19 protein-coding genes are annotated in these 24,220 nt (G+C 74.1%); 5 read left to right on the forward strand and 14 right to left on the reverse strand.

Annotated elements, in window-relative coordinates; genetic code table 11:
* Positions 1–34: 34 nt before the first annotated feature.
* Positions 35–2,029 (reverse strand): FUSC family protein, encoded by a 1,995-nt coding sequence (locus tag ACIBP6_RS20270; RefSeq protein ID WP_397054192.1) that lies wholly within the window; start codon positions 2,027–2,029, stop codon positions 35–37.
* A 164-nt stretch (positions 2,030–2,193) separates the two neighbouring features.
* On the opposite strand from ACIBP6_RS20270, the gene ACIBP6_RS20275 reads away from it, so the two are divergent.
* Positions 2,194–4,092, forward strand: a complete 1,899-nt coding sequence (locus ACIBP6_RS20275) for a S41 family peptidase (RefSeq protein WP_397054194.1) — start codon at positions 2,194–2,196, stop codon at positions 4,090–4,092.
* 90 nt (positions 4,093–4,182) lie between these two features.
* Here the strand turns inward: ACIBP6_RS20275 and ACIBP6_RS20280 are convergent, their stop codons facing one another.
* Positions 4,183–5,535 (reverse strand): hypothetical protein, encoded by a 1,353-nt coding sequence (locus tag ACIBP6_RS20280; protein ID WP_397054196.1) that lies wholly within the window; start codon positions 5,533–5,535, stop codon positions 4,183–4,185.
* 221 nt (positions 5,536–5,756) lie between these two features.
* Here ACIBP6_RS20280 and ACIBP6_RS20285 point away from each other — a divergent pair, with 221 nt between their 5' ends.
* Complete coding sequence (locus ACIBP6_RS20285; protein ID WP_397054197.1) at positions 5,757–7,274, forward strand: hypothetical protein; 1,518 nt, start codon at positions 5,757–5,759, stop codon at positions 7,272–7,274.
* A 1-nt stretch (position 7,275) separates the two neighbouring features.
* On the opposite strand, the gene ACIBP6_RS20290 is transcribed toward ACIBP6_RS20285, so the two are convergent.
* The 6 genes from ACIBP6_RS20290 to ACIBP6_RS20315 form a co-directional block, all read right to left on the reverse strand.
* A complete protein-coding gene (locus tag ACIBP6_RS20290; protein WP_397054199.1) occupies positions 7,276–8,517 on the reverse strand; it encodes an aminotransferase class V-fold PLP-dependent enzyme in 1,242 nt (413 codons plus the stop codon).
* Positions 8,514–9,494 (reverse strand): L-histidine N(alpha)-methyltransferase, encoded by a 981-nt coding sequence (gene egtD / locus ACIBP6_RS20295; RefSeq protein ID WP_397054201.1) that lies wholly within the window; start codon positions 9,492–9,494, stop codon positions 8,514–8,516. Before egtD ends, ACIBP6_RS20290 begins: the two co-directional genes overlap by 4 nt.
* Positions 9,491–10,228 carry an ergothioneine biosynthesis protein EgtC gene (gene egtC / locus ACIBP6_RS20300; protein ID WP_397054203.1) on the reverse strand — a complete coding sequence of 246 codons (738 nt, stop codon included), beginning with the start codon at positions 10,226–10,228 and terminating at the stop codon, positions 9,491–9,493. Before egtC ends, egtD begins: the two co-directional genes overlap by 4 nt.
* A 1-nt stretch (position 10,229) precedes the next feature.
* Entirely contained in the window at positions 10,230–11,522 is a 1,293-nt protein-coding gene (egtB, locus tag ACIBP6_RS20305) for an ergothioneine biosynthesis protein EgtB (protein WP_397054205.1), read from the reverse strand.
* Positions 11,519–12,742, reverse strand: a complete 1,224-nt coding sequence (egtA, locus tag ACIBP6_RS20310) for an ergothioneine biosynthesis glutamate--cysteine ligase EgtA (RefSeq protein ID WP_397054207.1) — start codon at positions 12,740–12,742, stop codon at positions 11,519–11,521. The genes egtB and egtA overlap by 4 nt, the downstream gene beginning before the upstream one ends.
* A 102-nt stretch (positions 12,743–12,844) precedes the next feature.
* Positions 12,845–13,726, reverse strand: a complete 882-nt coding sequence (locus ACIBP6_RS20315; protein ID WP_397054209.1) for an MBL fold metallo-hydrolase — start codon at positions 13,724–13,726, stop codon at positions 12,845–12,847.
* A gap of 104 nt (positions 13,727–13,830) precedes the next feature.
* Between ACIBP6_RS20315 and ACIBP6_RS20320 the strand changes: the two genes are divergently transcribed.
* The gene (locus ACIBP6_RS20320) at positions 13,831–14,259 is read left to right on the forward strand and encodes a MarR family winged helix-turn-helix transcriptional regulator (protein WP_397054211.1); all 429 of its coding nucleotides are present in this window, start codon (positions 13,831–13,833) and stop codon (positions 14,257–14,259) included.
* Positions 14,260–14,605: 346 nt separating this feature from the next.
* Complete coding sequence (locus ACIBP6_RS20325) at positions 14,606–14,824, forward strand: hypothetical protein (RefSeq protein WP_397054213.1); 219 nt, start codon at positions 14,606–14,608, stop codon at positions 14,822–14,824.
* Positions 14,825–14,887: 63 nt separating this feature from the next.
* Here ACIBP6_RS20325 and ACIBP6_RS20330 read toward each other — a convergent pair whose 3' ends face one another.
* The 4 genes from ACIBP6_RS20330 to ACIBP6_RS20345 all read right to left on the reverse strand — a co-directional run bounded on the left by ACIBP6_RS20330 (position 14,888) and on the right by ACIBP6_RS20345 (position 18,584).
* Entirely contained in the window at positions 14,888–15,142 is a 255-nt protein-coding gene (locus ACIBP6_RS20330) for an anti-sigma factor family protein (protein WP_397054215.1), read from the reverse strand.
* A gap of 80 nt (positions 15,143–15,222) precedes the next feature.
* Positions 15,223–15,852 (reverse strand): RNA polymerase sigma factor, encoded by a 630-nt coding sequence (locus ACIBP6_RS20335; RefSeq protein ID WP_397054217.1) that lies wholly within the window; start codon positions 15,850–15,852, stop codon positions 15,223–15,225.
* A gap of 406 nt (positions 15,853–16,258) precedes the next feature.
* Positions 16,259–17,581, reverse strand: a complete 1,323-nt coding sequence (locus ACIBP6_RS20340) for a TerC family protein (RefSeq protein WP_397054219.1) — start codon at positions 17,579–17,581, stop codon at positions 16,259–16,261.
* Positions 17,582–17,765: 184 nt separating this feature from the next.
* Entirely contained in the window at positions 17,766–18,584 is an 819-nt protein-coding gene (locus tag ACIBP6_RS20345; protein WP_397054221.1) for a TIGR02452 family protein, read from the reverse strand.
* Positions 18,585–18,863: 279 nt separating this feature from the next.
* Here ACIBP6_RS20345 and ACIBP6_RS20350 point away from each other — a divergent pair, with 279 nt between their 5' ends.
* Positions 18,864–21,881, forward strand: a complete 3,018-nt coding sequence (locus ACIBP6_RS20350) for a S8 family serine peptidase (protein ID WP_397054223.1) — start codon at positions 18,864–18,866, stop codon at positions 21,879–21,881.
* A gap of 222 nt (positions 21,882–22,103) precedes the next feature.
* Here ACIBP6_RS20350 and ACIBP6_RS20355 read toward each other — a convergent pair whose 3' ends face one another.
* Both ACIBP6_RS20355 and ACIBP6_RS20360 read right to left on the reverse strand, forming a co-directional pair.
* Positions 22,104–23,141 (reverse strand): FecCD family ABC transporter permease, encoded by a 1,038-nt coding sequence (locus ACIBP6_RS20355; protein WP_397054225.1) that lies wholly within the window; start codon positions 23,139–23,141, stop codon positions 22,104–22,106.
* The gene (locus ACIBP6_RS20360) at positions 23,138–24,178 is read right to left on the reverse strand and encodes a FecCD family ABC transporter permease (protein ID WP_397054227.1); all 1,041 of its coding nucleotides are present in this window, start codon (positions 24,176–24,178) and stop codon (positions 23,138–23,140) included. The genes ACIBP6_RS20355 and ACIBP6_RS20360 overlap by 4 nt, the downstream gene beginning before the upstream one ends.
* Positions 24,179–24,220: the final 42 nt, after the last annotated feature.

Genomic DNA, 24,220 nt, shown 5'->3' on the forward strand with positions numbered 1-24,220 from the left:
CCCACCCGCGCTCACGCGCCCGACCGCACCTGCTTCACGACGGAGACGCCACGCCGCAGCTCGACCGAGCGTGCGCACAGGTTGGGGGGCGGGTCAGGGGCGGACGGCGGGTGGTCGTCAGTTCGGCGAGTCGGTGGTGGCCGGTGCGTTCGGCCGCGGCGATGCGCTCCTGGGGCAGTTCCGTGCTCCACCACTCCCCCGCCGCGGTGTCAGCGGCCTCACGAAGCTCCACCAGCGAGGCGCGGAGCCGGTCGCAGGCGGCCCGCCGCCCGGCGTCGGACGCGAACGGTCCAGCAGCCGACGTGGCCGTCGCGGTCACGTACCCCGTGGACGGCGCGGGAGCCGACGCGAGCGGCGCGGGAGGGGTGAGGCCGGCGACGAGGCGTTCGAGCCTGTCGAGTGCGTCGTGTACGCGCCGGGCGGCCCCGCGGTCGGGGAGCAGCGCGCACACCAGCAGCCCCGCGGCCGCTCCGAGGCAGGTGTCCAGCCAGCGGTCCGCCACCATCTCCCGCACCGGCTCAACCCCGGCGAACTCGGTCATCAGCATGGCCATCGGCGCGATGAACGCGCTGCCCAGCCAGTAGTTACGGGTGACGGCCGCCTCCGTGACGAACTGGAGCACGAGCACGGTGACGATGAGCGCGAGCGCCCCCAGCCGGCTCACCGGCACCAGCAAGGTGAACAGGGCCACGCCGAGCAGGTTGCCGACGGTGCGCTGGAGCGCGCGGCTCCACGACAGCGTGGTGTTGGCCGCGAACACCGCCGCCGCCGTCACCACGGCCCAGTACGGACGCCCGACCCCGAGCCCCATCGACAGCCAGCCCGCGGCCGCCGATCCGGCGGTCACGGTCGCGATGGTCCGCACCCCAGGCCTCATCCCGGAGACCGCGGAACGCGTCGCCCGCGCCACGCCCGCGGCGGCGCCCGTCGCTCGGGCCCCGAGGGCCCGCGTCCCCCTCCGGACCCGCGGACCCCGGCGCGGTGCCACCGCGGGCGTCTCTTCCGCCGCGACGCCATCGCGTGCCCGCCGCAGCCGCCCGGCGTCGGTGTGACGCGGCGTACGCACGGCGGTGGCGCGTCGCGGGGAAGGGTGTTCGGCGGCCATGCCGGCCAGCTCAGCCTGCTCGGTCGCGGCCGTCAGCGCGTCGCCGGGCGGCGGCTCGGGGAGGGGACGCCCCTTGCGCAGGTCGTACGCCCACGTCGTGAACGTGTCGGCGTCGACGGCGAGCGCCGGCGACCCGGCGGCGGCCGACTCGGCGCGGACTAGGACGCGCCGGAGCCCGTCCCGGGGAGCGCCGGCGCGCAGGAGCGTCTGCCAGGCCGCGTTCACGGCGGCCGCCGCGTCATGCCGAGCCCGCAGCAGCGCGTCCTGCGGCGGCCCACCGCTACGGCCATCCCCGGAGACACCGCTCTGGTCCCGCCCGCCGTCCTTTCCACCGGAATCGGCGGCGGCGAACCTCGCGCGGGCGCGGAGGAGGCGGGCGGTGGCTTCCAGGGCGCGGGCCACGGCGACGCGTTCGGGGCCGTCCGGGCGGACGAGCCAGGGGGACATGCCGACCAGCCAGGCCACCGCACCGGCCACCAGGCCGATCCCGACGTGCAGCGGGACGTCGGCGAGCCGCTGCTCGGGCACGAACACGGCGCCGGCCGTGATGAACGTGAGCACGACGTTTCCCGGCGGCCCGATCCTGGTGGCGTCGCAGGCCGCCTTGTGCAGCCCGGCCAGCAGGGCCGCCACCAGGACCCGTACGGCGACCGAGTCGGTGAGCGCCGCGGTGACGAGCCCGACGGCCACGCTGCCGGTCATCCCGGCCACCACCCCGGCCAGCGCCCGGGCCCGCGCGGCGTACGGCAGGCCGTGCGCGTACAGGGCGCACATGCCGCCGCCGGCGGCGTACAGGACGAGGTCGAGGCGGTCCAGCGCGTACAGGGTGATCATCGCGAGCGCGAGCGCCACCACCGCGCTGACGGCGTGCTTGTGCCAGATGTCGCCGAGCGGCCTCAGGCGCAGGGCGGAACGGACGGGCATCCGGACACGGGGCCTGACCAGGCGAAAGGGGAGAAAAGTCATTGCCGACAAGTTTAGCAGGTGTTTTACTCGTAAAATAACTGCGTTCCCATGGCAGTGGGTCCCGCGCCGTGAGACCGTGCCGGTATCGCGCCGTGGAGGCGACGACCGGGAGGGGTGCCGACATGACCGAACCGGCTGGCGGGGTGGCCAAACAGGAGCTCCAGGACTTCCTGCGCACGGCCGACACGCTCACGCTCGACGACAGGAGACTCCTCGTCCGGCAGGCGCTGGTCCTCATCGAGCAGAACTACGTGCACCGGCCGATGAAGGAGGCCATGCACGCGGTCAACCCGGTGCAGCGCCTGCGGCTGCTCGCCCAGCGGCTCGACCGGCAGACCCCCGGGACCATGGGCCCCGAGTGGCGCTTCCACGCCGAGCTGTCGGAGATCTTCCACTCCGTACGCGACCTGCACACCAACTATCTGCTGCCCGAGCCGTACGCGAGCAAGGTCGCCTACCTGCCGTACCTGGTCGAGGAGTACTGCACCGGCGACGAGCGCCACTACGTGGTGACGATGACCGTCGAGGGGTTCGAGGCGCCGGGGTTCGGGCCCGGCGTGGAGGTCACCCACTGGAACGGGGTGCCGATCGACCGGGCGGTGGAGGCGAACGCGGCGAGGTTCGCGGGCGGCAACCCGGCGGCCCGGCACGCGCGGGGCCTGGAGTCGCTGACCATCCGGCCGCTGATCATGCACGTGCCGCCGGACGAGGCGTGGGTCGTCCTCACGTACGTCGACGCGGACGGCATCGTCCGTGAGCTGCGCGAGCGGTGGCGCGTCACCGACAACCTGCCGTCCTTCGTGGACGCCGACCGGCTCACCGCCGCCGCCGTCGCCCAGGGCCTCGACCTCGGCACCGACGAGATCGGCCGGGCCGTCAGGAAGCTGTACGTCCCCCAGGTCGCCACCGCCCACGAGACCGTGCACGGCGCCCGGCTCACGGCCGAGCCCGCCGAGCCGGGCGACGAGCCGCCGACGACCATGCCGTCGATCTTCCGGGCCAGGAGCATCGTCACGCCGTCGGGCATGTTCGGGCACATCCGCGTGTTCAGCTTCAACGTCAACGACCCGGGCGAGTTCGTCGTCGAGTTCGTCCGGCTGGCCCGGCTGCTGCCGCGGAACGGGCTCGTCCTCGACGTACGCGGCAACGGCGGCGGCCACATCCACGCCGCCGAGTTCCTGCTGCAGACGCTCACCCCGCACCCGATCACGCCGGAGCCCGCGCAGTTCGTGACGACGCCGCTGAACGTGCGCCTGTGCGGCCGGCACGAGGAGAACCCGTCCGGCGCGGTCGACCTCGGCCCGTGGTGCCCGTCGATGAACCAGGCCCTGGAGACCGGCGCCGTCTACTCCGGCGGCTTCCCGATCACCCCGGTGGAGGGGGCCAACGCGATCGGCCAGCAGTACTTCGGCCCCGTCGTGCTGATCACGGACGCCCGCTGCTACTCGGCGACCGACATCTTCGCGGCCGGTTTCCAGGACCACGGGATCGGCGACGTCCTCGGCGCCGACGACAACACCGGCGCGGGCGGCGCGAACGTGTGGACGCACGCGCTGCTCAAGCTGCTCATGGAGCAGCCCTCGCCGGAGGAGGACAGCCCGTACCTGCCGCTTCCCGGACAGGCGAACATGCGGGTGTCGATCCGGCGGACGCTGCGCGTGCACGACCTGGCCGGCACACCGGTCGAGGACCTCGGGGTGGTGCCCTCGCACCGCCACCGGATGACCCGCCGCGACGTCCTGGAGGACAACGCCGACCTGCTGGCCCGCGCGGCGGAGCTGCTGGCGGCGCGTCCCGTGCGCCGGCTGGACGTGCAGGTGGGCGCGGACGAGCTGACCCTCACGACGCACCTGGTGGACCGGGCCGACGTCTACGTGGACGGCCGGCCCCGCGCGTCGGCGGACGTGACGGCGGAGGTCGTGACGGTGCCCGTGACGGGGGTGGGGTCGGCCCGGGTGATCCGCGTGGCGGGCTTCCAGGACGGCGAGCTGGTCGCGGCCCGCACCGTCATGCCGGCGTAAGGCGGGCGCACTTCGAACGCTGCCGCCCCGGGCCGCGGGCTCACACCAGGCGGGTGAGCACGCCCTCGGGGCAGGCAGCGGGCGGCGGGCTCACACCAGGCGGGTGCGGCAGGCCGCGGCGAGCACGCGGTCGGCCTCGGCCACCGGCGGGCTCGCGCGCTGCGGCTGCCAGCCGGCGCGCAGGCGGCGCAGTTCGTCGCGTACCCGGGCCGAGGCGATCAGCCGTACGTCGTCGCCCAGCCCCAGCGCGGTGGCGGCGGCCCGGTCCAGGTCGCCCGCGCGCAGGTGGGCCTGTGCGGCCCGCAGGCCGATCAGCGTGCGGGTGCGCAGCTCGACGGGGCGCCGGGCGTTCATGGACGCCTCGAAGTGGCGGGCGGCGGTGGCGTGGTCGCCGAGCCGGGTGAGCGTGAGCCCGATCTGGTGCTCCAGCGACTCGCGCCGGTAGTTGCCCGTCCATTCGCTCTCGGGCGGGGAGTCGGCGCGTTCGAGCTGGGTCTCCGTGTTGCGCAGCAGGGTCAGCGCGTCCCGGCGGGTGCCGGTGGCGGCGTGCGCCTCGGCGCGCATGCCGGTGATCCAGGCCAGCGTGCGCCGGGGGCCGTGCCGGCCGAGCGCGGAGGCGGCGGCCTCGGCCAGCGCCAGCGCCTCGCCGTCGTGGCCCAGCTCGGCGGCCTGCACGGCCATGCTGCGTAACGCCGTCGCGCGCAGGACGAGGTCGCCCGCCTCGTCGGCGAGCCGTACGGTGCTGACGTAGTACCGCTGGGCCAGGGCGTTGGCCCCGGCGTCCATGGCCATGTACGCCGCCAGGTAGGCGAGCTCGGCCGCGGCCGTGAACAGGTCCGGCCTGGCGCGGCCGGTCGCCTCGCGCAGCAGCGGCGTGACCTCGCGCGACAGGTACGCGGCGACGGCGGAGCGGGCATGGCCGCCGCCGTACTGGTCGTCGAGGTCGGCGAAGCTCGCGGTGGCGGCGCGGACGCGGGCCACGTCGCCCGCCCCGGCACGGGCCGGGACGCGGCGGTGCCGCCCGGCGCGCGCGGACAGGCTCGACAACACCGCCAGCGTGAACGTGCCCGCGGTCAGCACGGTACGCCGGTTGAGCAGGTCGTCCTCCCCCAGCGTGGCCAGCCGGGCCACCGGGTCGCCGCGCCACGGGTCGTCGGGCGGCGGCGCGTGCGCCGGGTCCGGCCAGCCGAGCTGCGCCGGGGTGAGGCCGGGGCGGCCGAGACGGCGGCGGAACGCCTCGACCGCGGCGTGCACCGCCTCGGGGCGGGGCACCGTACCGCTCAGCCAGTGCCCCACCGCAGAACGGTCGTAGTGCGTCGGGTGCCCGCTCTCGGCGGCCACGGCGTTGACGTGCCGCGCGGTGGCGGCGTGCGTCCAGCCGGCCTGCTCGATCATCGCGGCGAGCGCCCGGTTGGCGACGGGGCGGGTACGCCGTGGCGGCATGGCATCTTCACATCGCTTCACATCGTCGTGCTCTCGACCATGCGGCGTACACGAGAGACCGTCAAGGTGCGGACTGCGATACGGTGGCCCGCCCCGGCGCGGGCGCGGGCCGAGAAGGAGCCCCCCATGCCCCATGCCCCGCCCTCCGGTCACGGCACCTCCCTCCAGCCACCCCACCCCGCGCAGCGCCCCCGTTCTGGCGCCCGACCACACGCGGCGTCATGAGAGCGCGTGTGGAGACGGGCGGTTCGGCGACCGCCGGCGGCGCGGACGTGCCGGAGGCGCCGGGGCGGGAGGCCGGCGCGGCGGCGGAGGTGGCGCAGGCCGAGTTGCTGGCGGCGCTGGCCGGGCGGCCCCTGGTCACGGTGGACCGGTTCAGTACGGCGCTGCGCACCGGCTACACCGGGCCCGCGCCCGTCCAGGCGCTGCGTCCCGTGCTCGGCATCGGCTGCTACGCGGCGTGGGCGCCGGCCCTGCCCGGCATGGTGGTCGCCGCCGAGGACCGCACCCGCACCCGTTCGGTGGCCGAGCGGAACGGCTGGCTGCGCCGCGTCCGGCACGACGCCGCCCGCCACCTGGTGACGCTGGACCGCCCGCCGGTCATCTCCGCCTGGCACGGCGACCGCCTGCAGGAGCTGGCCGGCGCGGGCGGGACCGTCGCGGCGATCGACCCCGCCGTACGGGCCGTCGTCGAGGCCCCGCACCTCCTCGACGACGTGCTGCGCGCGGCCGGCGTGCCCCGCGTGGCGCGGATCCGGTGCGTGCCCGCCGAGCGGCTGGGGAGCCCGGCCGAGCTGCGCCGCGCGGTCGGCACCGAGCGGGTCGTGGTGCAGTCGGGCGGGACGTCGGGCGGACGCGGCACCGTGGTCGTGTCGGGCGAGCGTGACATGGAGCGGGCGGTGCGGCTGCTGGGGCCGTACCGGGTGGCGGCGTACGTGGAGGGGTGGCCGTGCGCCGTCGCCGCGCTCAGCGTCCCGGACGGCGCGGGCGGTGTGCGCGTGTACGCCGACCGTCCCTCGCACGCGACGACCGGCGTCCCCGAGCTGGGCGTCGGGCCGCTGCGCGGCGCCGGCGCCGACTGGTCGCGCCCGTGGCCGGCGCCCGCCGCCGCGCTGCTCATCGAGTGCGCGGAACGCATCGCGCTGTGGGGCTGGCGACGGTACGGCGTGGCGGGGCTGTTCGGCGTGCGCGCGCTGCTCGCGCCCGACGAGCGGGTGTACGTGACGGCGATCAAGTGGCGGCACGACGAGAGCACCGAGGTGTCGGCGGTCAACCAGCAGGTCGTCGGGCTGCCGCCGTTCGTGCTCGGGCATCTGAGCGTGATGCTGGGCGGTCGGGTGAGCTGGCTCGGGGACCCGCAGGAGTTCAACCAGCTCAGCCTGCTGCGCGCCACCCAGCCCGGCGGGCCCTTCACCGTCAAGGTACGGCTGGGCACCCACGGCCCCGTGCGCGTCGTCACCTCGCGCGGGTCCGGCGTCTACCGGCTGGACGACCTCGACCGGCTGCGCTGGGTACGCCCGGGGGCGCACCCGTCCGACGCCGCCGCCGACCGGGGCGAGTTCCTGCTGGCGAACCTGCCGGGGCCGGACGTGGTGTGCCATCCCGGCGCCGACGTCGCCACCATCGAAGGCGTCACGGACGGAGGCACCCAACCATTCCACGGCCCGGCCTGCGCCTCACCGTTCACCCGCCGCCTGGCGACGGCCCTGCGCAAGCGCTTCCTCCCGGCCGGACCGTGAGTCAGGAGGCGGCCAGAACGCGCGCCAGACGGTGGAAGGTCTCCTCCGGTGTGCCCGGCGGCGGTGAGACGCGCAGGACGGGTCCGCGCAGGTGCAGCGGCGCCCGTGCGTACGGGACGACGGAGACCAGGAGCGAGGCCTCGGCGGCGCGGGCGGCGGCGCGCTCCGGCGTGTCGCCGGACGGGGGCCGGAGGGTGACCAGCGCGGACGGCTCGTCCGACGGCTCGGCCACCCGCCAGCCGCCGGCCCCGTCGAGCAGCCCGCGCGCGAGCCGGCCCAGGCCGGCGAGGTGAGCGTGTACGGCGTGCGGCCCGAGCGCGTGGTGCTCCAGCACGGCGACCCCGAGTCCGGCCCGCGCCGCGATCGCCCCTTCCGAGGTCTCGTAACGCGCCGCCCCGGGCAACGGGATCACGTCCTGCGCCGCTCGCCCGTGGCCGGACGACGGTGTCGCTTCCGGCCAGCGGTGGCCGCCGAGAGTGGGCGTGGCGGCGTCCATGGCGGCGTCCATGGCGGCGTCCATGGCGGGGGTCGGGCCGGGCACGACGAGGAAGCCGACGCCGCGCGGGCCGGCCAGCCACTTGCGGGAGGTGCCCACGTACGCGGTCGCGCCCGTGCCGCGCACGTCCACGTGCCCCAGCGACTGGCAGACGTCCAGGACGAGCGGGACTGCGGCCGCCCGGCACAGCGCGCCGATCTCCTGCGCCGGCTGGACGACGCCGCTGTGGGAGCCGATGTGTGAGACGACCACCAGGTCCAGGCCCGAGTGCACCGCCTCGGGGCCGAGGCGGCCGTCGCCGTCCACCGGCAGGTCGACGAGACGCCAGCCGTTCCGGGCGGCCAGGCGGCGCAGCAACATGACCGTGCCGCCGTACTCGGTGCGGGCGTGGCCGACGCGGCTGCCCCGTGCGAGCCGCCATCCGCCGAGCAGCGCCGCCATCGCCGCCGTACCGCTCTCCAGGAACGCCACGTCGGCGGGAGCGGCGTCGACCAGCGCGGCCAGCGCCGCCCTGGCATCGGCGAGGTCGGGAACGGCCGCGTACCCGCCGCGTGCGCGCTCCAGCCGCAACTGCCCCACGACCGCGTCCAGCACCCGGTCGCTGGGCACGTTGCACCCGGCCGCGTCGAGATGCCCGGCCGGCATCACGTCACGCGCCACCCGCCACACCGCGCCCACGTCGACCGGAGACGACTGCGCCGCACGTGGCGCCGCCGACTGTGGCGAGCGGGCCTGCCGGATGGTCATCGGCCGGCGAGGAGGAGGGTGAAGTCGCCGTCCGGGTCCGTGTAGTGGCGGCGTACGCGGAAGCCCGCCTCCTCCAGCTCCGCGCGCAGCCCCTCCGGGCGGAACTTGGCGCTGATCTCCGTACGCGTCTCCTCGCCTTCGGCGAAGTCCACCGCGAGCCCGAGCGCGTCGATCCGCACCCGCATGTCCCGGTTCGCCCGCAGCCGCATCTCGATCCACTCATGGTGCTCGTCGTACCGGGCCACGTGCGTGAACGCCTCCGGTTCGAAGTCGGCGCGCAGCTCCCGGTTGATCACCCGGAGCACGTTCCGGTTGAACTCGGCCGTCACGCCTTCGGCGTCGTCGTACGCCGCCACCAGTCGCGCGGGGTTCTTCACCAGGTCGGCGCCCAGCAGGAACGACTCCCCCGGCCGCAGCGCGGCCCGCAGCTCCTTGAGGAAGACGGCGCGGGCGTCCGGCTCCAGGTTGCCGATGGTGCCGCCGAGGAAGGCGACCATGCGCCGCCCGTTCTGCGGCAGCAGCGACAGGTGCCGTTCGAAGTCGGCGCACACCGGCCGCACGTCCAGGCCCGGGTACTGGACGGACAGCCGCCGGGCCGCGGACTCCAGCGTGACGGCGTCCACGTCGACGGGGGTGTAGCCGCGCAGCACGCCCGCGCCCTTGATCGCCTCCAGCAGCAGCACGGTCTTCTCGCTGGTCCCGGATCCGAGCTCGACGAGCGTGTCCGCGCCGCCGGCCCGGGCCACCTCATGGGAGCGTTCGCGCAGGATGGCGAGCTCGCGCCGGGTCGGGTAGTACTCGGGCAGCCGGGTGATGCGGGAGAACAGCGCGCTGCCGGTCTCGTCGTAGAACCATTTGGGCGGCAGCCACTTCGGCGACGACGTCAGGCCCACGGTGACGTCGTGTTCGAGCGCCTGGCGCAGATAGTCGCGGTCGAGGTGGTTGATCACGTGGACGGGTGAATGGCTCACGGTCATGAGACCTCCCGGATGGTGAGGGGCTGGACGCGGACGCCGGAGCGGCCGACGGTCAACAGGCTCCGCTCGGGCACGGCCTGCCAGCCCGGCAGGTCGTCGAGCGGTTCGCTGGACACCACGACGCCGTCGTCCAACCGGCGGTGGAAGAGCGTGTCGCCCCAGACGGTCGCGGCGATGGAGGTGCCGTCGGAGGCGAGCAGGTTCAGGCGGGCGTCGGGGTCCTTCTCCCCGGCCCGTACGACGACCTCGGCCAGCGCGTCGGCGAGCCCGGCGCCGGCGCGCCCGCGCAGGAACACGGCCGCGGCGACCCAGGCGGCGTCACACGCGCTCTCGGCCCGGTCGGGCAGGTCGTCGGCGAGGTCGCGCAGCGCGTCCCTGCTGACCCGGCCGTTGTGGCTGAGCAGCCAGCCGCCGTCGGCGAACGGGGCGGTGGCGCTCTCCTCGATCGGCATGCCGACGGTGGCCGAGCGGACGGCGGCCAGCAGGCACGTCGAGCGGGCCACCTCGGCGAGCGCGGGCAGGTTGGCGTCGGTCCAGATGGGCACGGAACGGCGGTAGCGGACCGGTTCCGGACGCGCGTCGTCGTACCAGCCCATGCCGAAGCCGTCGGCGTTGACCATGCCGAAGCGCTGCCTGCGGGGCGCGTACGACTGCCGCAGCAGGCCGTGCTCCGGCTCGTGGACGAGCCAGGCCAGCGGACGGGGCGCGCCCAGCCAGGCGGCGTGCCTGCACACCTCAGACCAGCTCCGAGCGGGCGCACCGGAACCCGGTGAAGATCTGCCGGCGGATCGGATAGTCCCAGTTCCTGAACGTCGTCCGCACCGCCGCCGGATCGGCCGCCCACGACCCGCCGCGCAGCACGCGGTACTCCTGGCCGAAGAACACCTCGCTGTACTCCTTGTACGGGAAGCTCCGGAATCCCGGGTACGGCTGGAACCAGGAGCCGGTCCACTCCCACACGTCCCCCACCATCTGCTCGGCCCCGTACGCGCCGGCCCCGCCCGGGTACGCGCCCAGCGGCGCGGGACGGGCGGCGCGGTGCCCCAGGTTGGCCAGCGACGGCCCCGGGTCGGCCTCGCCCCACGGGTAGCGGCGGGCCCGCCGCTCGTAGGGGTCCCAGCCGCACGCCTTCTCCCACTCGGCCTCGGTGGGCAGCCGCTTGCCCGCCCAGCGGGCGTAGGCGTCGGCCTCGTACCAGCAGACGTGCTGGACGGGCTCGTCCATCGGGAGGGGCTCGGTGCGGCCGAAACGGGTGCGCCACCAGGAGCGGCCGTCGTTCTCCCAGAACAGCGGGGTGGTCGCGCCGGTGCTCTGCCGCCAATGCCAGCCCTCGGGGGTCCACCAGCGGGGGTCGTCGTAGCCGCCGTCCTCGATGAACGCCGCGTAGGCGCGGTTGCCGACGGGCAGCCGGTCGATCCAGTAGCCGGGCAGGTCCACCCAGTGGGCGGGGCGTTCGTTGTCGTAGGCCCACGGCGTCGTGTCGGTGCCCATCAGGAATCCGCCGGCGGGCACGTACACCTCTTCCGGGCCGGCGTCGCGGCCGGGCGGCAGGGCGCCGTCGCGGACCAGGCCCGGCTGCCCGGACAGTTGCAGCGTGGCGAGCATGGTCTCGTCGTGCTGGTGCTCGTGCTGGATCACCAGGCCGAACACGAAGCCGTCGCGGTGCAGCGGCGAGGCGTTCTCCAGGTCGATCCGGTCGAGCACGTCGAGGACGCGCCCGCGCACGCCCTCGATGTAGCGGCGGGCCTCCGCCGGGCCGAGGAAGGGCAGGCTGGGACGGTCTTTCCGCGGCGTCTTGAACGCGTCGTAGATGTCGTCGATCTCAGGACGCACCGGGTCGATCCCAGCTGCCTCGCGCAGCACCCACAGCTCCTCGTAGTTGCCGACGTGGGCGAGGTCCCACACCAGGGGCGACATCAGCGGGGAGTGCTGGCGTACGAGCAGGTCCTCGTCGGCCTCGGTGTAGGCCAGGGACCGGTCGCGCACGGCGATGAGCTCGGCGGCGATGCGTTCCTTGAAGTCGTTCATTGCTGCCCTTCGTCGTTGAGCCAGGCCGGGACGGGCCGTCCCGACATCGGGTCGATCAGGTCTGCCGCCGGTGAGCGGCCCGCCGCCACGTACCGGTCGGCGAACGCGGCCACCTCGCCCGTCAGGCCGGGGCCCGCGCCGATGCGGGGCAGGGCCTCCAGCGCGGCGCGGAAGCACGCCTCGGCGGCCCGGCGCAGGCGGGGATCGGACAGGCCGCACCGCGCCGCCGTCTCCCACGCCGTACCGCACTCCTCGGCGGCGGCCAGCGCGGCGTCGGCGGCCCGGTCGTCGGTGACGAGGGCGTGGCTCACGGCCACGCACACCGGCCAGGCGTCCGGCCGCTGGGCGTCGAGGTAGCGGATCTCCAGCCAGCCCCGCGGCCGGACCGGCGGGAAGACGGTGGTGGCGTGGTAGGCCAGGTCGTCGGCGGTGGGCGGGCGCTCGCCGCCGCCCGCCAGCCAGTCGCGGAACGTCGAGCCGTCGCGCACCGGGCGGCATCCCCCGTCGTCCTCGCGCACCAGCATGAGACGGGCGTCCAGCAGGTACCGTGCCCAGGCGGCGGCCGGGTCGGCGTCGGGGGGCACGGGCGCGGTCCTGGTGGGGTCGAGGCCGGCCCAGACGGCCTGGCGTCCTGACATCCAGCCGCACGGCCGGCCGCCGCTCAGCGGCGAGTTCGCGAAAGCGGCCAGCAGCACCGGCCCGAGCACGTGCGCGCGCTCCCACCGGATCTCCGGCCGCTCCCCCAGGTCCAGGTTGACCTGGATGGACGCGGTCGAGCACATCATCAGCGGCCCGTACGGGAGGCCGAGGAACTCCGCCATCGCGTCGTAGCGCGGCTGCCGGAGCTGGCGGCGGGCGGGACGCACGGGGTCGAGGCCGACGCCGCCCAGCGCCAGCCCCTCCGCTCGCAACGCGGCACGCACGGCGGCCACGTCACCGGCCAGGCGCTCCAGCGTGCCGGGCAGCGCCCCGGCCGGCCCGGACAGTTCGAGCTGGCCGCCCGGCTCGAACGTCACCCTGCTCCCGCCGGCGAGCCGGGGCAGTGCCCCCTCGACCTTGGCCAGCGGCACCGGCCGGGTGGGGTCCGTACGGTCGAACACGAGAAACTCCAGCTCCACCCCCACCCGGTCGCCCGCGTCGGAACGGAAGCAGCGGCGCGCGAAGTCCGCCACCTCCGAGACGCCCCTGAGCGGCGCGCTCTCGGCGGTAAGCCCGATCATGGCTGTCCCTTCGCCTGGCACATCGGGAGTACAGACCCGCGAGCCGCGCGAACGTTACAGACTAATTTCGCGAATCAGGCAAAATCGGCATATTTCGGCTGGTCAGGCGTCCAACGGCCGCCAGGCGGGCCCGGCGCCGTCCCGGCTCACCCGGCCGAAGACCACGTCGGCGAGGTGGACGCCGAAGCCGATCGTGCCGGGCTCCGCCAGCTCGTCGGCGAGACGGCGGCGATGGGCGGCGCTGCGGGCGCGGTCGTGGTCGTTGCCGGCGGACCATTCGGGGTGGTCGAACTGGATCGGCGAGTGCACGGTGTCGCCGAAGGCGATCAGCCGCTGCCCGCCTCCGGTGATGACGTACTCCGCGTGCCCAGGGGTGTGACCGGCGGTGACCCGGACCCGTACGCCGGGGAAGATCTCTTGCCCGTCCGCCACCGTGCGCACGCTCGGCGCCAGGGCGGCGACGATCTCCTCGGTCGTGCCGTGCGCCTCCAGCACCTCCCGCCGGGCCCATTCCTGCTCGGCGACGAGGTAGTCGGCGCGGGCGAAGGCGGGGCGGTCGCCGCCGGGGGCCGGATGCCAGGCCCAGCCGAGGTGGTCGACGTGCAGGTGGGAGAAGGCCACCGCCTCGATCGTCCCCGGTTCACGGCCGAGCGCGGTCAGGTTGTCCAGGAGCGCGCCCCCGCGGATGGGACCGCGCGGGGTGCCGGGATCGGGCGGCAGCGACTGCGGCCCGAAGCCGGCGTCGATGAGCAGCGCGCGGTCGCCGTGCTCCACCAGCAGGCCGCCGAGGCTCGCCACGAGGTGGCCGGAGGCGTCCAGGTACTCGGGGTGGGCGGCCCAGACCTCGTCAGTGGTGTCGGGCAGCCAGCCGCGCGGCGGCAACCGCACGACCCCGTCGGGCACGAACGACACTTTCGTCTCCCCCAGCCGCACCGAGCGGATCCCCGCCGGGCGTCGCAGCCGTTCCCCCTGGTCGTTCGTCATGATGATGTCCTCCCGTGTCGGATCGAGGACGCCACCATAAGCTTCAAACTAGAAACATTCAAGCTAGAAATATTCTGGCTTGATGGACTTGCTAGGATGAGCGTATGACGACGCCCTCCGAGTCACGGGCCACCGCCGAGCGTGAGCTGTGCGGGCTGGTGAACGGGCTGGCCCAGCAGATCGCCGACCACGTGCGCGACCGCGCCGTCGTCCTGGGCCTCACCCCGGCCCAGGCGACCGCACTGCGGGAGCTGACCGGGCCGATGACCATGCGCGAGCTCGCCGAGCGCATGAGCTGCGAGCCGTCCAACGCCACCTTCGTCGTCGACAAGCTGGAGAAACAGGGCCTGATCGAGCGCCACCCGCACCCCACCGACCGCCGCGCCAGACACCTGGTTCTCACCGAGGAGGGCACCGCCCTGCGCGAACGCCTCCTCCAGCTCCTCACCCAGGAATCCCCGCTGGCCGGCCTCTCCCTCGACCAGCAGCGCATCCTGCACGGCCTGCTGCAACAAGCCGTCATCCGCCGCTGAGCAGCACGCGGGACGACACCGCGCCGGCCCGTAGGCGCTGGACCCGCGAAAGGCACGAGGGAACGGGTCATCGCGACCCCGCCGGCGGGGTCGTCGTCCACGTACTTCGTCGCGACGATCTCGTCCGGGGCGATTCCCCGCTCCACCCAGCGCACGATCGGCGTCAGCTTGTCGAAGGCTCTGGGCCAGGCGCAGGTCGCGGTGGTAGTCGAAGTCCCGCCGATCCCCGTCGGGGTCGCCGAACACCCAGTGGCGCCAGAAATTCGCCCGGGCGGGTTCGGCGTCGCCCCGGTAACCCCTCCTGCGTGCCTTCGCCGAGCAGAATTGCTCGCTCGGCTACGAGGGCATGATGGCGATCCACCCGTCGCACGTCCCCGTGATCAACGAGGTGTTCTCGCCCGGCGCCGAGGAACTCGCCCGTTACCGACGGATGATCGCCGCCGTGGAGGAGGCACAGGCGCGCGGCGCGGGAGCGATCACCTTCGAGGGCGACATGGTGGATGAGGCCATGGCGGCCCGGGCCCGAGCGGTCCTCCGCGACGCCGACCGCGACAGAAGACGATGATCGCCTCAGCGGAGGATCACGGAGGAGGTCGCGCCCAGGCTGTATGCCCTGTCGGGCCTGGTGTCAGCCGTCGGTGAGGTGGTCGGCGCGGCGGGTGCGGAAGGTGGAGAGCAGGCGGCTGCGGGTCTCGGGGGGCAGGGGCCTGGTGGGCAGGTCGCCGAGGACGCGGATGGTGGCGCGGTACTGGTCGAAGTAGCGTCCGCAGCCCTCGCAGCGCGACAGATGGTCGCGTACGGCGTCGCGTGCGGGCGTGTCGAGGGCGTCGTCGAGGTAGGCGGTGAGGTGTTCCACCAGTTCGTCGCAGGTGAACCGCTTCACGACGTTGACCGCCCTTGCCTCTGAGATGAACCGTTTCACTTATTGTGACCGCTGAACGGGCCGGACGGTGCCGTTCGGCGTCAATCCGGCTGTTTCACCGAGTCGTAGTAGCTCGCGAGCCAGCCGCGCACGGTCGCCCGCGCCCGGTGGAGCAGCACCCGCTGGTTGGCCGCCGAGATCTCCAGGATGTCGCAGACCTCCTCGGAGGTGCAGCCCTCCACGTCGCGCAGCGTGATCACGACGCGCTGGCGGGGCGGCAGCCTGCCCAGGGCCTCGGCGATGAGCCCCCGCGCCTCCGCGGCCAGCGCCTCCCCCTCGGGCGTCGGCCAGGCGGCGGTGAACTCCGCCCTGCCGCCGGGTGGCGGGCCGTGGCCGCCGAGCGTCTGGCCGTCCTGCTCGAAGGCGCTCCACGGCAGGGTGCGGCTCTCCCGCAGGCCGCGTTTCTTCGCGGTGTTGACCAGGATGCGGTAGACCCACGTCTTGACCGAGGAACGCCCTTCGAAGCCGTCGATGCCGTCGATCACCGCCAGCCAGGTGTCCTGGACGACCTCCTCGGCGGAGTGGTCGGTGGACACGTACGACCTGGCCACCCGCAACATGCCGTGGGACCAGGTGTCGAGCAGCGCGGCGAACATCGTCTCATCGCCGGCTCGCAGGGCCGTGACGACGACGTCGTCCGGGGGCAGCACCTCGCCCACGAAAGACCCCACGATCGCTTCCCCTCCGGTCGAACGTCAGGACTTCTCACTCCAGGGACGGAGCCGGACCCCGGCACCGCCCTGCGGCGGGACGACACCCCTTGCACGCTAATCCCTCACGGTGATTTTCCCCATCCTGGCGATCCGTAGCCACCCCCACCCGGATTCCCCGCTCCGGCCGGACGGCTCGCGCGGGGCTGGCTCGCCCTCGCGGACATCGTCGGCCGCGAGGGCGAGCGTTCCCCTACTCGCCGCCCACGGACGTCATCGGCCGTGGGCGGCGAGTGATCCCCGCCTCCCGCGGACGTCGTTGGCCGCGGGGGCGGGCGTTCGTGCCGCCGGTCAGGCGGGAGCCGGGTGGAGCGGGCGGGGCCGGAGCGATCTCCGGCTGTGCCGGCGTCGCGCCCGGCCGTGCGGGTCAGGCGGAGGGCGGTCCAGGGCCGTGGTGACCGATGGCTCCGCGCAAGCGCGCCTGCCCGCGCGGACGGTCACGCAGGTCACGCAAGCCGCGACAGTCACCTGAGTCAGGCAGATCATGGAGGTCACGGTCACGGAGGCCACGGAAGTCTCGGAAGTCGTGGAAGTCGTGGAAGTCGTCGAAGTCGCGGATCGCCTCGCGTACCTCTCGGGACTCCCAGTCCTCCTCCGCCCGCTCCCCGCGGGCCACGCCGTCCTCCTCGGGGATGCGGATGGCGGCCGACCAGGACTTCCGAGCCTCCGGTACGCGACCCGCCCGGGCCTCGGCGGCGGCTCGGAGGCGGGCGCGGCGGCCGGCGATCAGGCTGGTGGCCGTGACGACGACGAGGACCGCCACGATGAACGCGAGCGAGGCCGAAGCCGGCACCTCCGGCACCCACGTCCAGATCCCGTGCGCCCAGCGCAGGACCAGCTTGACCGCGATGAACGCCAGGATGACGCTGAGCCCGTGGCCGAGGTGGCGCGGCCTCACCGGCCCGCCCCGCAGCACGACGTACAGCGCCCGCAGGCCGAGCAGGGCGAACGCGTTGGCGGCGAACACCAGGTACGGATCGTCGGTGACCCCGTACCCGGCCGGCACGGAGCCCGCGGCGAAGACGACGTCCGTGGCCAGGATCGCGACCACCGCCAACGCCGGCGGGGTCGAAGCGAGCCGCCCCCTGTCCCGCACGAAGAGCCGGGACCCCCGGTGGTCCCCGGTGACGGGCGCGAAACGGCGCATCAGCCGTACGCTCCGCATGGACCGGACGTCCAGCTCGCGCCCGTCGTCGTTGAGGATCTTCCCGGCGGCGACGATGACGACGGCGCCGAACAGCAGCAACGCCCACGTGCCGCTCCCCAGTGCGGCGGCCCCCAGCCCGACGAGCACGCCCCGCAGGAGCAGCGCCCCGGCGATCCCGTACAGCAGCACCTGCCGGGCCGGGGCGGACGGCACCGCGAACGCCGACAGCAGCAGCATGAACACGAACAGGTGGTCCACCGACAACGACTTCTCGACCACGAACCCGGTGAAGAACTCCACCGCCGTCGCGCCCCCGAACGCGGCCCACAGCCCGGCTCCGAAAGCCAGGGGCAGCACCAGGTAGAAGACGGACCAGCCGACCGCCCTCCCCATGCGTTCCGCGCGGGAACGGCGGGTCAGGACGAGGTCGATCGCCAGCAGCAGCATCGACGCCGCGACCGTGGCCGACCACAGCGCGGGGGTGGCGATGCCGTCCAGCCCGGCACGCGACTCGACGGCACGCGACAGTGTGCCCGCGAGCATGGGAAGCCTCCCTCGAACGCTCGAACCGTTCGAGGTCTCCTTCACCCCGACAGGGGCGACCGCCCGGGGACGCGCGGGACGTCCGTATTGACCGGGCCGGCTCTTGGGAAGTACTCCCCTCGCCTGCTCAGGCTAGATCAAAGAGCACCCCGCATCCACCCCTTGCCCTCCACCCCTTGCCGGGTCACGCGAAACGTGCGGCGAAGGCGGCCCGGTTGGCGGACTCCTTCGCGCGGTCCCAGACGGCGAGGACGACCTGGTCGAACGCCGTCGCGTACGCGCCCGTGAGGTGGTCGTGGAAGGCCGCGGCGACCTCGCGGGGGTCGTTGCGGAACACGCCGCAGCCCCACGCGCCGAGGACGAGCCGGCGGGCGCCGTGGCGGGCGGCGACGGCGAGCACGCGCCCGGCGCGCTCGTGCAGCGCCCGGCGGATCTCCTCGCGGCGGCCGGGGTCGCGGCGCAGCACCTCTCCCGCGTTCGGCGCCGGGGAGGTCAGGAACGACACCGGGAACGGCTCGGCGACCAGCCCGCCGCCGGAGCCCCTGTGCACGGGCACGCCGGGCGACCAGATGACGCGGTGGCTGTAGAGGAGGTCGGGCGAGGCGCGGTGGGCGGCGTAGTAGTCAGGCGCCCGCAGGAGGCAGGGATGCAGCAGGGAGTGGCGGCACAGGTCCTCCTCCTGCGCCTTGGCTCCCCCGAGGTAGCCGCCGCCGGGGTTGCGGGCCGAGGCGAAGTTGAGCACCGCGATGTGGCCGGCTCCGTCGAGGTGGAGCCGCCGCGCGGCCTGCAGGCTGCCCTCCGGGGTCACCTCGAACGTCGTGCGGACGCCGGGGCGTGGCGCGGGCGGCTCGACCAGGTCGCCGGGCGGGTAGCTCACGGTGCCCGCGAGCGCCGCCGCAAGGGCCGGCCCCACGACGACCTCGACCCCTTCGGTGGTGGTGTACGCGCCTGTGGCGGCGATCTCGGCGTTGGCGGCCGCGATCGCGCGCAGTCTCGTGCTCACGCGCCCGCATGCTAGCCCGGCCCCGTCTCTCCGCCCCACTGGTTTTCCGGCGGTGTCGCATTATGTCGGCTTTCGGACACCTGGCGGGAACTCGCCACCGATCGCCCGGACCGGCCGGCACATCAACGAAACACCAGGTCAACGACCTTTTCCGGCCCTGACGGAAGAGGTGCACACCCGCACGAGGCGGCGTCCGGCCGCTTGCGAAGAGCACATGATCCACCAAAGATGCTCGGCGGTGGGCTCACAAGATCCCACAAACCTCCCCATGGAGATCGTGTGTCCCTTTCGCACCCCCGGCGATGGCTCCTGGCGGGAACCGTCCTCGCCCTCCTCGCCACCCAGACCCCCGCGTTCGCCCAGGATCCGCCCGATTCCGGCAAGATCGACCGGACGGTCGCGGCCGAGCTGTCCGCCGACGACAAAGCCACCTTCTGGGTACGGCTCAAGGACGAGGCCGACCTGCGGGCGGCACGTACCGCGACGACCAAGGCCGACAAGGGCCGCCAGGTCTACCGGCTGAAGACCGAGACCGCCGCCGCCTCGCAGGCCCGGCTGCGCAAGCTGCTCAAGTCGGCGGGCGCCGAGTTCACGCCGTACTGGATCGTCAACACGATCCAGGTGACCGGCGACGCCGGCCTGGCCGCCGAGATCGCCGAGCTGCCCGAGGTCGCGGAGATCACCCCCGGCCGGACGGCCGGGCTGCCGGAGCCGAAACCGGGCGTCGCCCGCGCCGAGGCCGGCTCCGTCGAATGGAACGTCGACCGCGTCAACGCCCCCAAGGTCTGGGACGAGTTGGGCGACCACGGCGAGGGCGTCGTCATCGCCAGCCTCGACACCGGCGTGCAGTGGGACCACCCCGCCCTGAAGGCGAGCTACCGGGGCACGCGGCCCGACGGCACCGTGGACCACGACCACAACTGGTACGACGCGACGGGCTCGTGCCCGGGCGACACCCCCTGCGACGACCGCGGACACGGCACGCACACCATGGGCACCATGGCCGGCGCCGAGGGCATCGGCGTCGCCCCCGGCGCCGAGTGGATCACCGCGAAGGCGTGCGGCACGACCGGCTGCCCCGACTACGCGCTGCTCGCGGCCGGTCAGTGGATCCTCGCCCCCACCGACCTCGAGAACCAGAACCCGCGTCCCGACCTCGCGCCGGACATCGTCAACAACTCCTGGGGCGGCACCGGCCTGGACCTCTGGTACAAGGAGATCGTCGAGGCCTGGGTCGCCGCCGGCATCTTCCCCGCCTTCTCCAACGGCAACGAGGGCCCGGCGTGCGGCACCACCGGGTCGCCCGGCGGCTACACCGCCTCCTACAGCGCGGGCGCGTTCGACGTGAACGGCCGCATCATGCCGGAGTCGTCGCGCGGCCCCGGCGAGGACGGCGAGCTGAAGCCCAACATCGCCGCACCGGGCGTGGACGTGCGCTCCGCCCTGCCCGGCGACGCGTACGGGGTCAAGAGCGGCACCTCGATGGCCAGCCCGCACGTCGCCGCCACGGTGGCGCTGATGTGGTCGGCCTCTCCCGCTCTGCGCCACGACGTGGAGGCGACCCGGGCGCTGCTCGACGGCACCGCCTCCGACGTGGACGACGCCTCCTGCGGCGGCACGGCCGCCGACAACCTCGTCTGGGGCGAGGGCAGGCTGGACGCGTACGCGGCGGTCAAGGCGACCCCGGCCGGCGAGCTGGGCACCCTGACGGGCACGGTGACCTCGGAGGGCGCTCCGCTGGCCGGCGCCACGGTGAGCGTGTCGGGACCGCTGAGCCGTACGGTGCCGACCGGCCCGGACGGGACGTACACGCTGCCGCGGCTGCTGAGCGGCGAGTACCGGATCACCGTCACGAAGTTCGGCTACGACGACGGGACCGCCACGGCCACCGTCACCGACGACGGGACGGCCAACGCCGACCTGACGCTGACCCCGCAGGCGATGAGCCCGGTGTCGGGCACGGTCAGCAGCGCGGGCGCGCCCGAGGAGGGCGCCACGGTGAGCGTGCCCGGCACCCCGGTCACGACCGTCACCGACGCCGCCGGCCACTACGCGGTCTCGCTCCCGCACCGGGAGTACGACCTCAAGGTCACGCCGGCCTCACGCTGCGCGAACGCGGCGACCACGCCCATCACGGTGACCGGCACGATGACCGAGGACGTCGAGCTGCCCGCCAACGCCGACGCCTTCGGCCACACCTGCAGGAGCGGCACGGAGGCGTACGCCGAGGCCACGGAGAAGCAGGCGCTCACCGGGGACGACGAGTTCCAGACGGTCGAGCTGCCGTTCGCGTTCCCGTTCTACGGCAGGACGTACACCAGCGGCATGCTCAGCACGAACGGGTTCCTGGCGTTCGGTGAGAAGTGGTCGTACCCGAACAACTCCCCCCTGCCGGCGGCGGGCGCGCCAAACGCCGGTATCTACCCGTACTGGGATGACCTGGCCTTGGACGACCGGGGCGGCCTCTACACCGCCACGCTCGGCTCCGCGCCGAACCGTACGTTCGTCATCGAGTGGCGCAACGCGCGCTTCTACAACGCCGACGAGTGGTTCTCGTTCGAGGCGCTGCTCGGCGAGGACGGCTCGATCGGGTTCCGCTACCGCGGGATCGCGAGCTCGCGCGCCGCGGGCGAGAGCGCCACGATCGGCATCGAGAACGCCGACGGCTCGGACGCGCTGCAGTACTCCTCCGGCGTGGCCGCCGTCGCCGACGGCCAGAGCCTGGCCTTCACCGCCCGGCGGCACGGCCTGGTGACCGGCACCGTCACCGACGCGGGCGACGGCAAGCCGGTGGCCGGGGCGACCGTCGACGTGGGCGGGGCCTCCTTCACCACCGGGGCGGACGGCACGTTCCTCGGGCAGGTGCCCGCGGGCGAGCAGCGGCTGGAGGTCTCGGCGGCGAACTACGGCACCCTCACCAGGGAGGTCACCGTGGCGGCGGGCGGTCGCACGGTGCTGGACGCCGCGCTGACCACCGGCCTGGTGACGGCCGCCACCGATCGCCTCACCCTGGTCGTGCCGGCCTCGGCCACCAGGACGCGCAAGCTGAGGCTGGCCAACGCGGGCGCGGCGGCGGCGTACACGATCGAGGTCGATCCTGAGCAGAGCGGCTGGCTGAGCGTGAGCCCCGCGTCCGGCGAGATCGGCGCGGGCGGGTCCGCCACTCTCGAGGTCACCGCGTCCAGCGACGGCATGGAACCCGGAAGCGTACGGACCGGCGTGCTGATGGTGCGCTCGGCCAGCGCGCGCAACCCGGCCTTCCCCGTCACCGTGTCCGTGGTCGTGCCCGGACACTAAGGCGTGCACGGACTTCGGATCCACAAGACGGCCGCACGTGAGCGAAGGCCGGCCAGGTAGCCTCCGGGCGTCTTGTCGAAGATCGATGCGGCGTTCCGCCGTGTCGCGCTCGGCCACGACACGACCGCTACGGCATGGGCGAGATCGCGAAGCTGGCGCTGTTCGAGGCGGCCGCCGACTGATGTCGTCCGGTGGCGGGCGAGGCCGGCGGCCTCGCCCGCGCTAGCCGGTCCGCCGGCGCCTGCCGTCCGTGGCGAGCAGCCACAGCAGGTACGCCCCGCCGAGCACTCCGGTGACCAGCCCCACCGGGATCTGGAAAGGAGCGAGGAGACGCTGGGCGAGCAGGTCTGCGCCGGTGAGCAGGGTCGCCCCCATGGCCAGGGCGGCGACCGGCGCGATGCCGGGGGTGCGGGTGAGCCTGCGTGCGAGCTGGGGGGCGGCCAGGGCCAGGAAGCCGATGGGGCCGGCGGCGGCGATGGCCGCGCCCGTCAGCCCGACGCCGAGCAGCAGAACGCTCATCCGGACACGACCGACGGGCACGCCGAGGCCCGCCGCGACGTCGCCGCCCATCTCCATGAGCCGGAGCGGGCGGGCCGTGGCCAGGGCCGGCGGGACGAGCAGGAGCAGGCAGAACCCGAGCGGCACCACCTGCGGCCAGGAGATGGCGTTGAGGCTGCCGTGCAGCCACGTCTTGGCGTTCTCCGCGGCTTCCAGGTCGGCCCTGGTGAGCAGGAAGTCGTTGACCGAGGCCAGCATGGCGCCGACGGCGATCCCGGTCAGGACGAGCCGGTTGCCGCCGGCCCCGCGGACCAGGGTGAACAGGTGGACGACGGCGGCGGTGCCGAGCCCGCCGAGCAGGGCACCCGCCTGCACGCTGAGGCCGCCCACGCCGACGAGGAGGGCGACCAGCGCCCCGGTGGCGGAGCCGGTGGTGAACCCGACGATGTCGGGGCTGCCGAGCGGGTTGCGTGACAGGCTCTGGAACAGGGCGCCGGACAGGCCGAGTGCGGCCCCGACGAGCAGGGCCGCGGCGACCCTGGGCAGGCGCTGGCCGAGGACGATGAACCGGTCGAGCCGCGTCCCGTCCCCGGCCAGCACTCCGAGCGCCCCCTCTGTGGTGATCTTGTAGGTGCCGGTGAGGACCGTGACGGCGCACAGCAGCGCGCAGGCGGCGAGGAGCAAGGCGACGACGAGGACGGAGCGCGCCGATCCGCGCAGGGTGAGCCCAGCGGGCAGGCGCAGCACGTGTGCGGGTCTCATATGCGCCCGTCCCGGCGCCGGAGCACCAGCCAGAGCAGGACGGGCGCCCCGAGGAACGCGGTGACGATACCCGCTTCGATCTCTCCCGGCGGGGCCACCACCCGCCCGGCGATGTCGGCGGCGAGCATCAGGACCGGCCCGGCCGGCAGGGAGTAGAGCAGCAGCCGCCGCAGATCGGCCCCGAGGACGATACGCAGGACGTGCGGGATGACCAGCCCGACGAAGCCGATCGGCCCGGCGGCGGCGGTGGCGGCCCCGCACAACAGCATGATGGCGACGAAGGCGGCGGCACGCACCCAGGTCACCCGCACGCCGAGAGAGGCGCCGAGGTCGTCGCCGAGGGCGAGCGCGTTGAGCGCCGGGCCGAGCACCATGGAGATCGCCAGCCCGGCGGCGATGAAGGCGACGACCTTGCCGGACACCCCGGGATCACGGTTGTCCAGCGCTCCGACGACCCAGAACCGGTAGGAGTCGAAGGCGTCGGTGTCGAACATGGTGATGATCCCGGTGCCCGCGCCGAGGCAGGCGGACAGCGCGGCCCCGGCCAGGACGAGCCGCACGTGGTCCGCGCCCGCCCGCGCGCGCGAGCTGACCAGGTAGACCAGCAGGCCGGCGAGCATGGACCCGGCGAAGGCGAACCAGATGTACCCGGACACGTCGGTGACGCCGAATCCGGCGATGGCGATGACCACGGCGAGTGACGCGCCTGAGTTGACTCCGAGGATGCCGGGTTCGGCGAGCGGGTTCCGGGTGACCGCCTGCATCACCACTCCGGCGACCGCGAGCGCCATCCCGACAGCGATGCCGAGCACGGTCCTGGGCATGCGCAGCTGCCAGACGATGATCGCGTCACGTCCGCCGTCCGGGTGCAGGAGGGCGTGGAGCACCGCCTCCACCGGGATGTTCCGCGCTCCGACGCCCATGCTGAGCAGAGCCAGCAGCACGGCGGCGGCCACACAGGCGAGCAGCAGGGCCGGCCGCGCGCCGGCTCTCGCGATCCCGCCCGGCGGGGTGGCCGCGGGGTCATTGTGATGCATGACACCCGCCACTTTGCTACTGATAATCATTTTCGTCAGCCT

The sequence above is a fragment of the Nonomuraea terrae genome, from assembly GCF_044465245.1.
GTDB lineage: Bacteria > Actinomycetota > Actinomycetes > Streptosporangiales > Streptosporangiaceae > Nonomuraea > Nonomuraea terrae.

Bases quoted from the DNA above. Each gene is read 5' to 3' on its own strand.
- egtA (WP_397054207.1), bottom strand. From the start codon at position 12,742: ATGATCGGGCTTACCGCCGAGAGCGCGCCGCTCAGGGGCGTCTCGGAG.
- ACIBP6_RS20285 (WP_397054197.1), top strand. From the start codon at position 5,757: ATGAGAGCGCGTGTGGAGACGGGCGGTTCGGCGACCGCCGGCGGCGCG.
- ACIBP6_RS20290 (WP_397054199.1), bottom strand. From the start codon at position 8,517: ATGACCATCCGGCAGGCCCGCTCGCCACAGTCGGCGGCGCCACGTGCG.
- ACIBP6_RS20360 (WP_397054227.1), bottom strand. From the start codon at position 24,178: ATGCATCACAATGACCCCGCGGCCACCCCGCCGGGCGGGATCGCGAGA.
- ACIBP6_RS20355 (WP_397054225.1), bottom strand. From the start codon at position 23,141: ATGAGACCCGCACACGTGCTGCGCCTGCCCGCTGGGCTCACCCTGCGC.
- ACIBP6_RS20340 (WP_397054219.1), bottom strand. From the start codon at position 17,581: ATGCTCGCGGGCACACTGTCGCGTGCCGTCGAGTCGCGTGCCGGGCTG.
- ACIBP6_RS20325 (WP_397054213.1), top strand. From the start codon at position 14,606: ATGATGGCGATCCACCCGTCGCACGTCCCCGTGATCAACGAGGTGTTC.
- ACIBP6_RS20275 (WP_397054194.1), top strand. From the start codon at position 2,194: ATGACCGAACCGGCTGGCGGGGTGGCCAAACAGGAGCTCCAGGACTTC.
- egtB (WP_397054205.1), bottom strand. From the start codon at position 11,522: ATGAACGACTTCAAGGAACGCATCGCCGCCGAGCTCATCGCCGTGCGC.
- ACIBP6_RS20280 (WP_397054196.1), bottom strand. From the start codon at position 5,535: ATGCCGCCACGGCGTACCCGCCCCGTCGCCAACCGGGCGCTCGCCGCG.
- ACIBP6_RS20270 (WP_397054192.1), bottom strand. From the start codon at position 2,029: ATGCCCGTCCGTTCCGCCCTGCGCCTGAGGCCGCTCGGCGACATCTGG.
- egtD (WP_397054201.1), bottom strand. From the start codon at position 9,494: ATGACCGTGAGCCATTCACCCGTCCACGTGATCAACCACCTCGACCGC.
- ACIBP6_RS20315 (WP_397054209.1), bottom strand. From the start codon at position 13,726: ATGACGAACGACCAGGGGGAACGGCTGCGACGCCCGGCGGGGATCCGC.
- ACIBP6_RS20320 (WP_397054211.1), top strand. From the start codon at position 13,831: ATGACGACGCCCTCCGAGTCACGGGCCACCGCCGAGCGTGAGCTGTGC.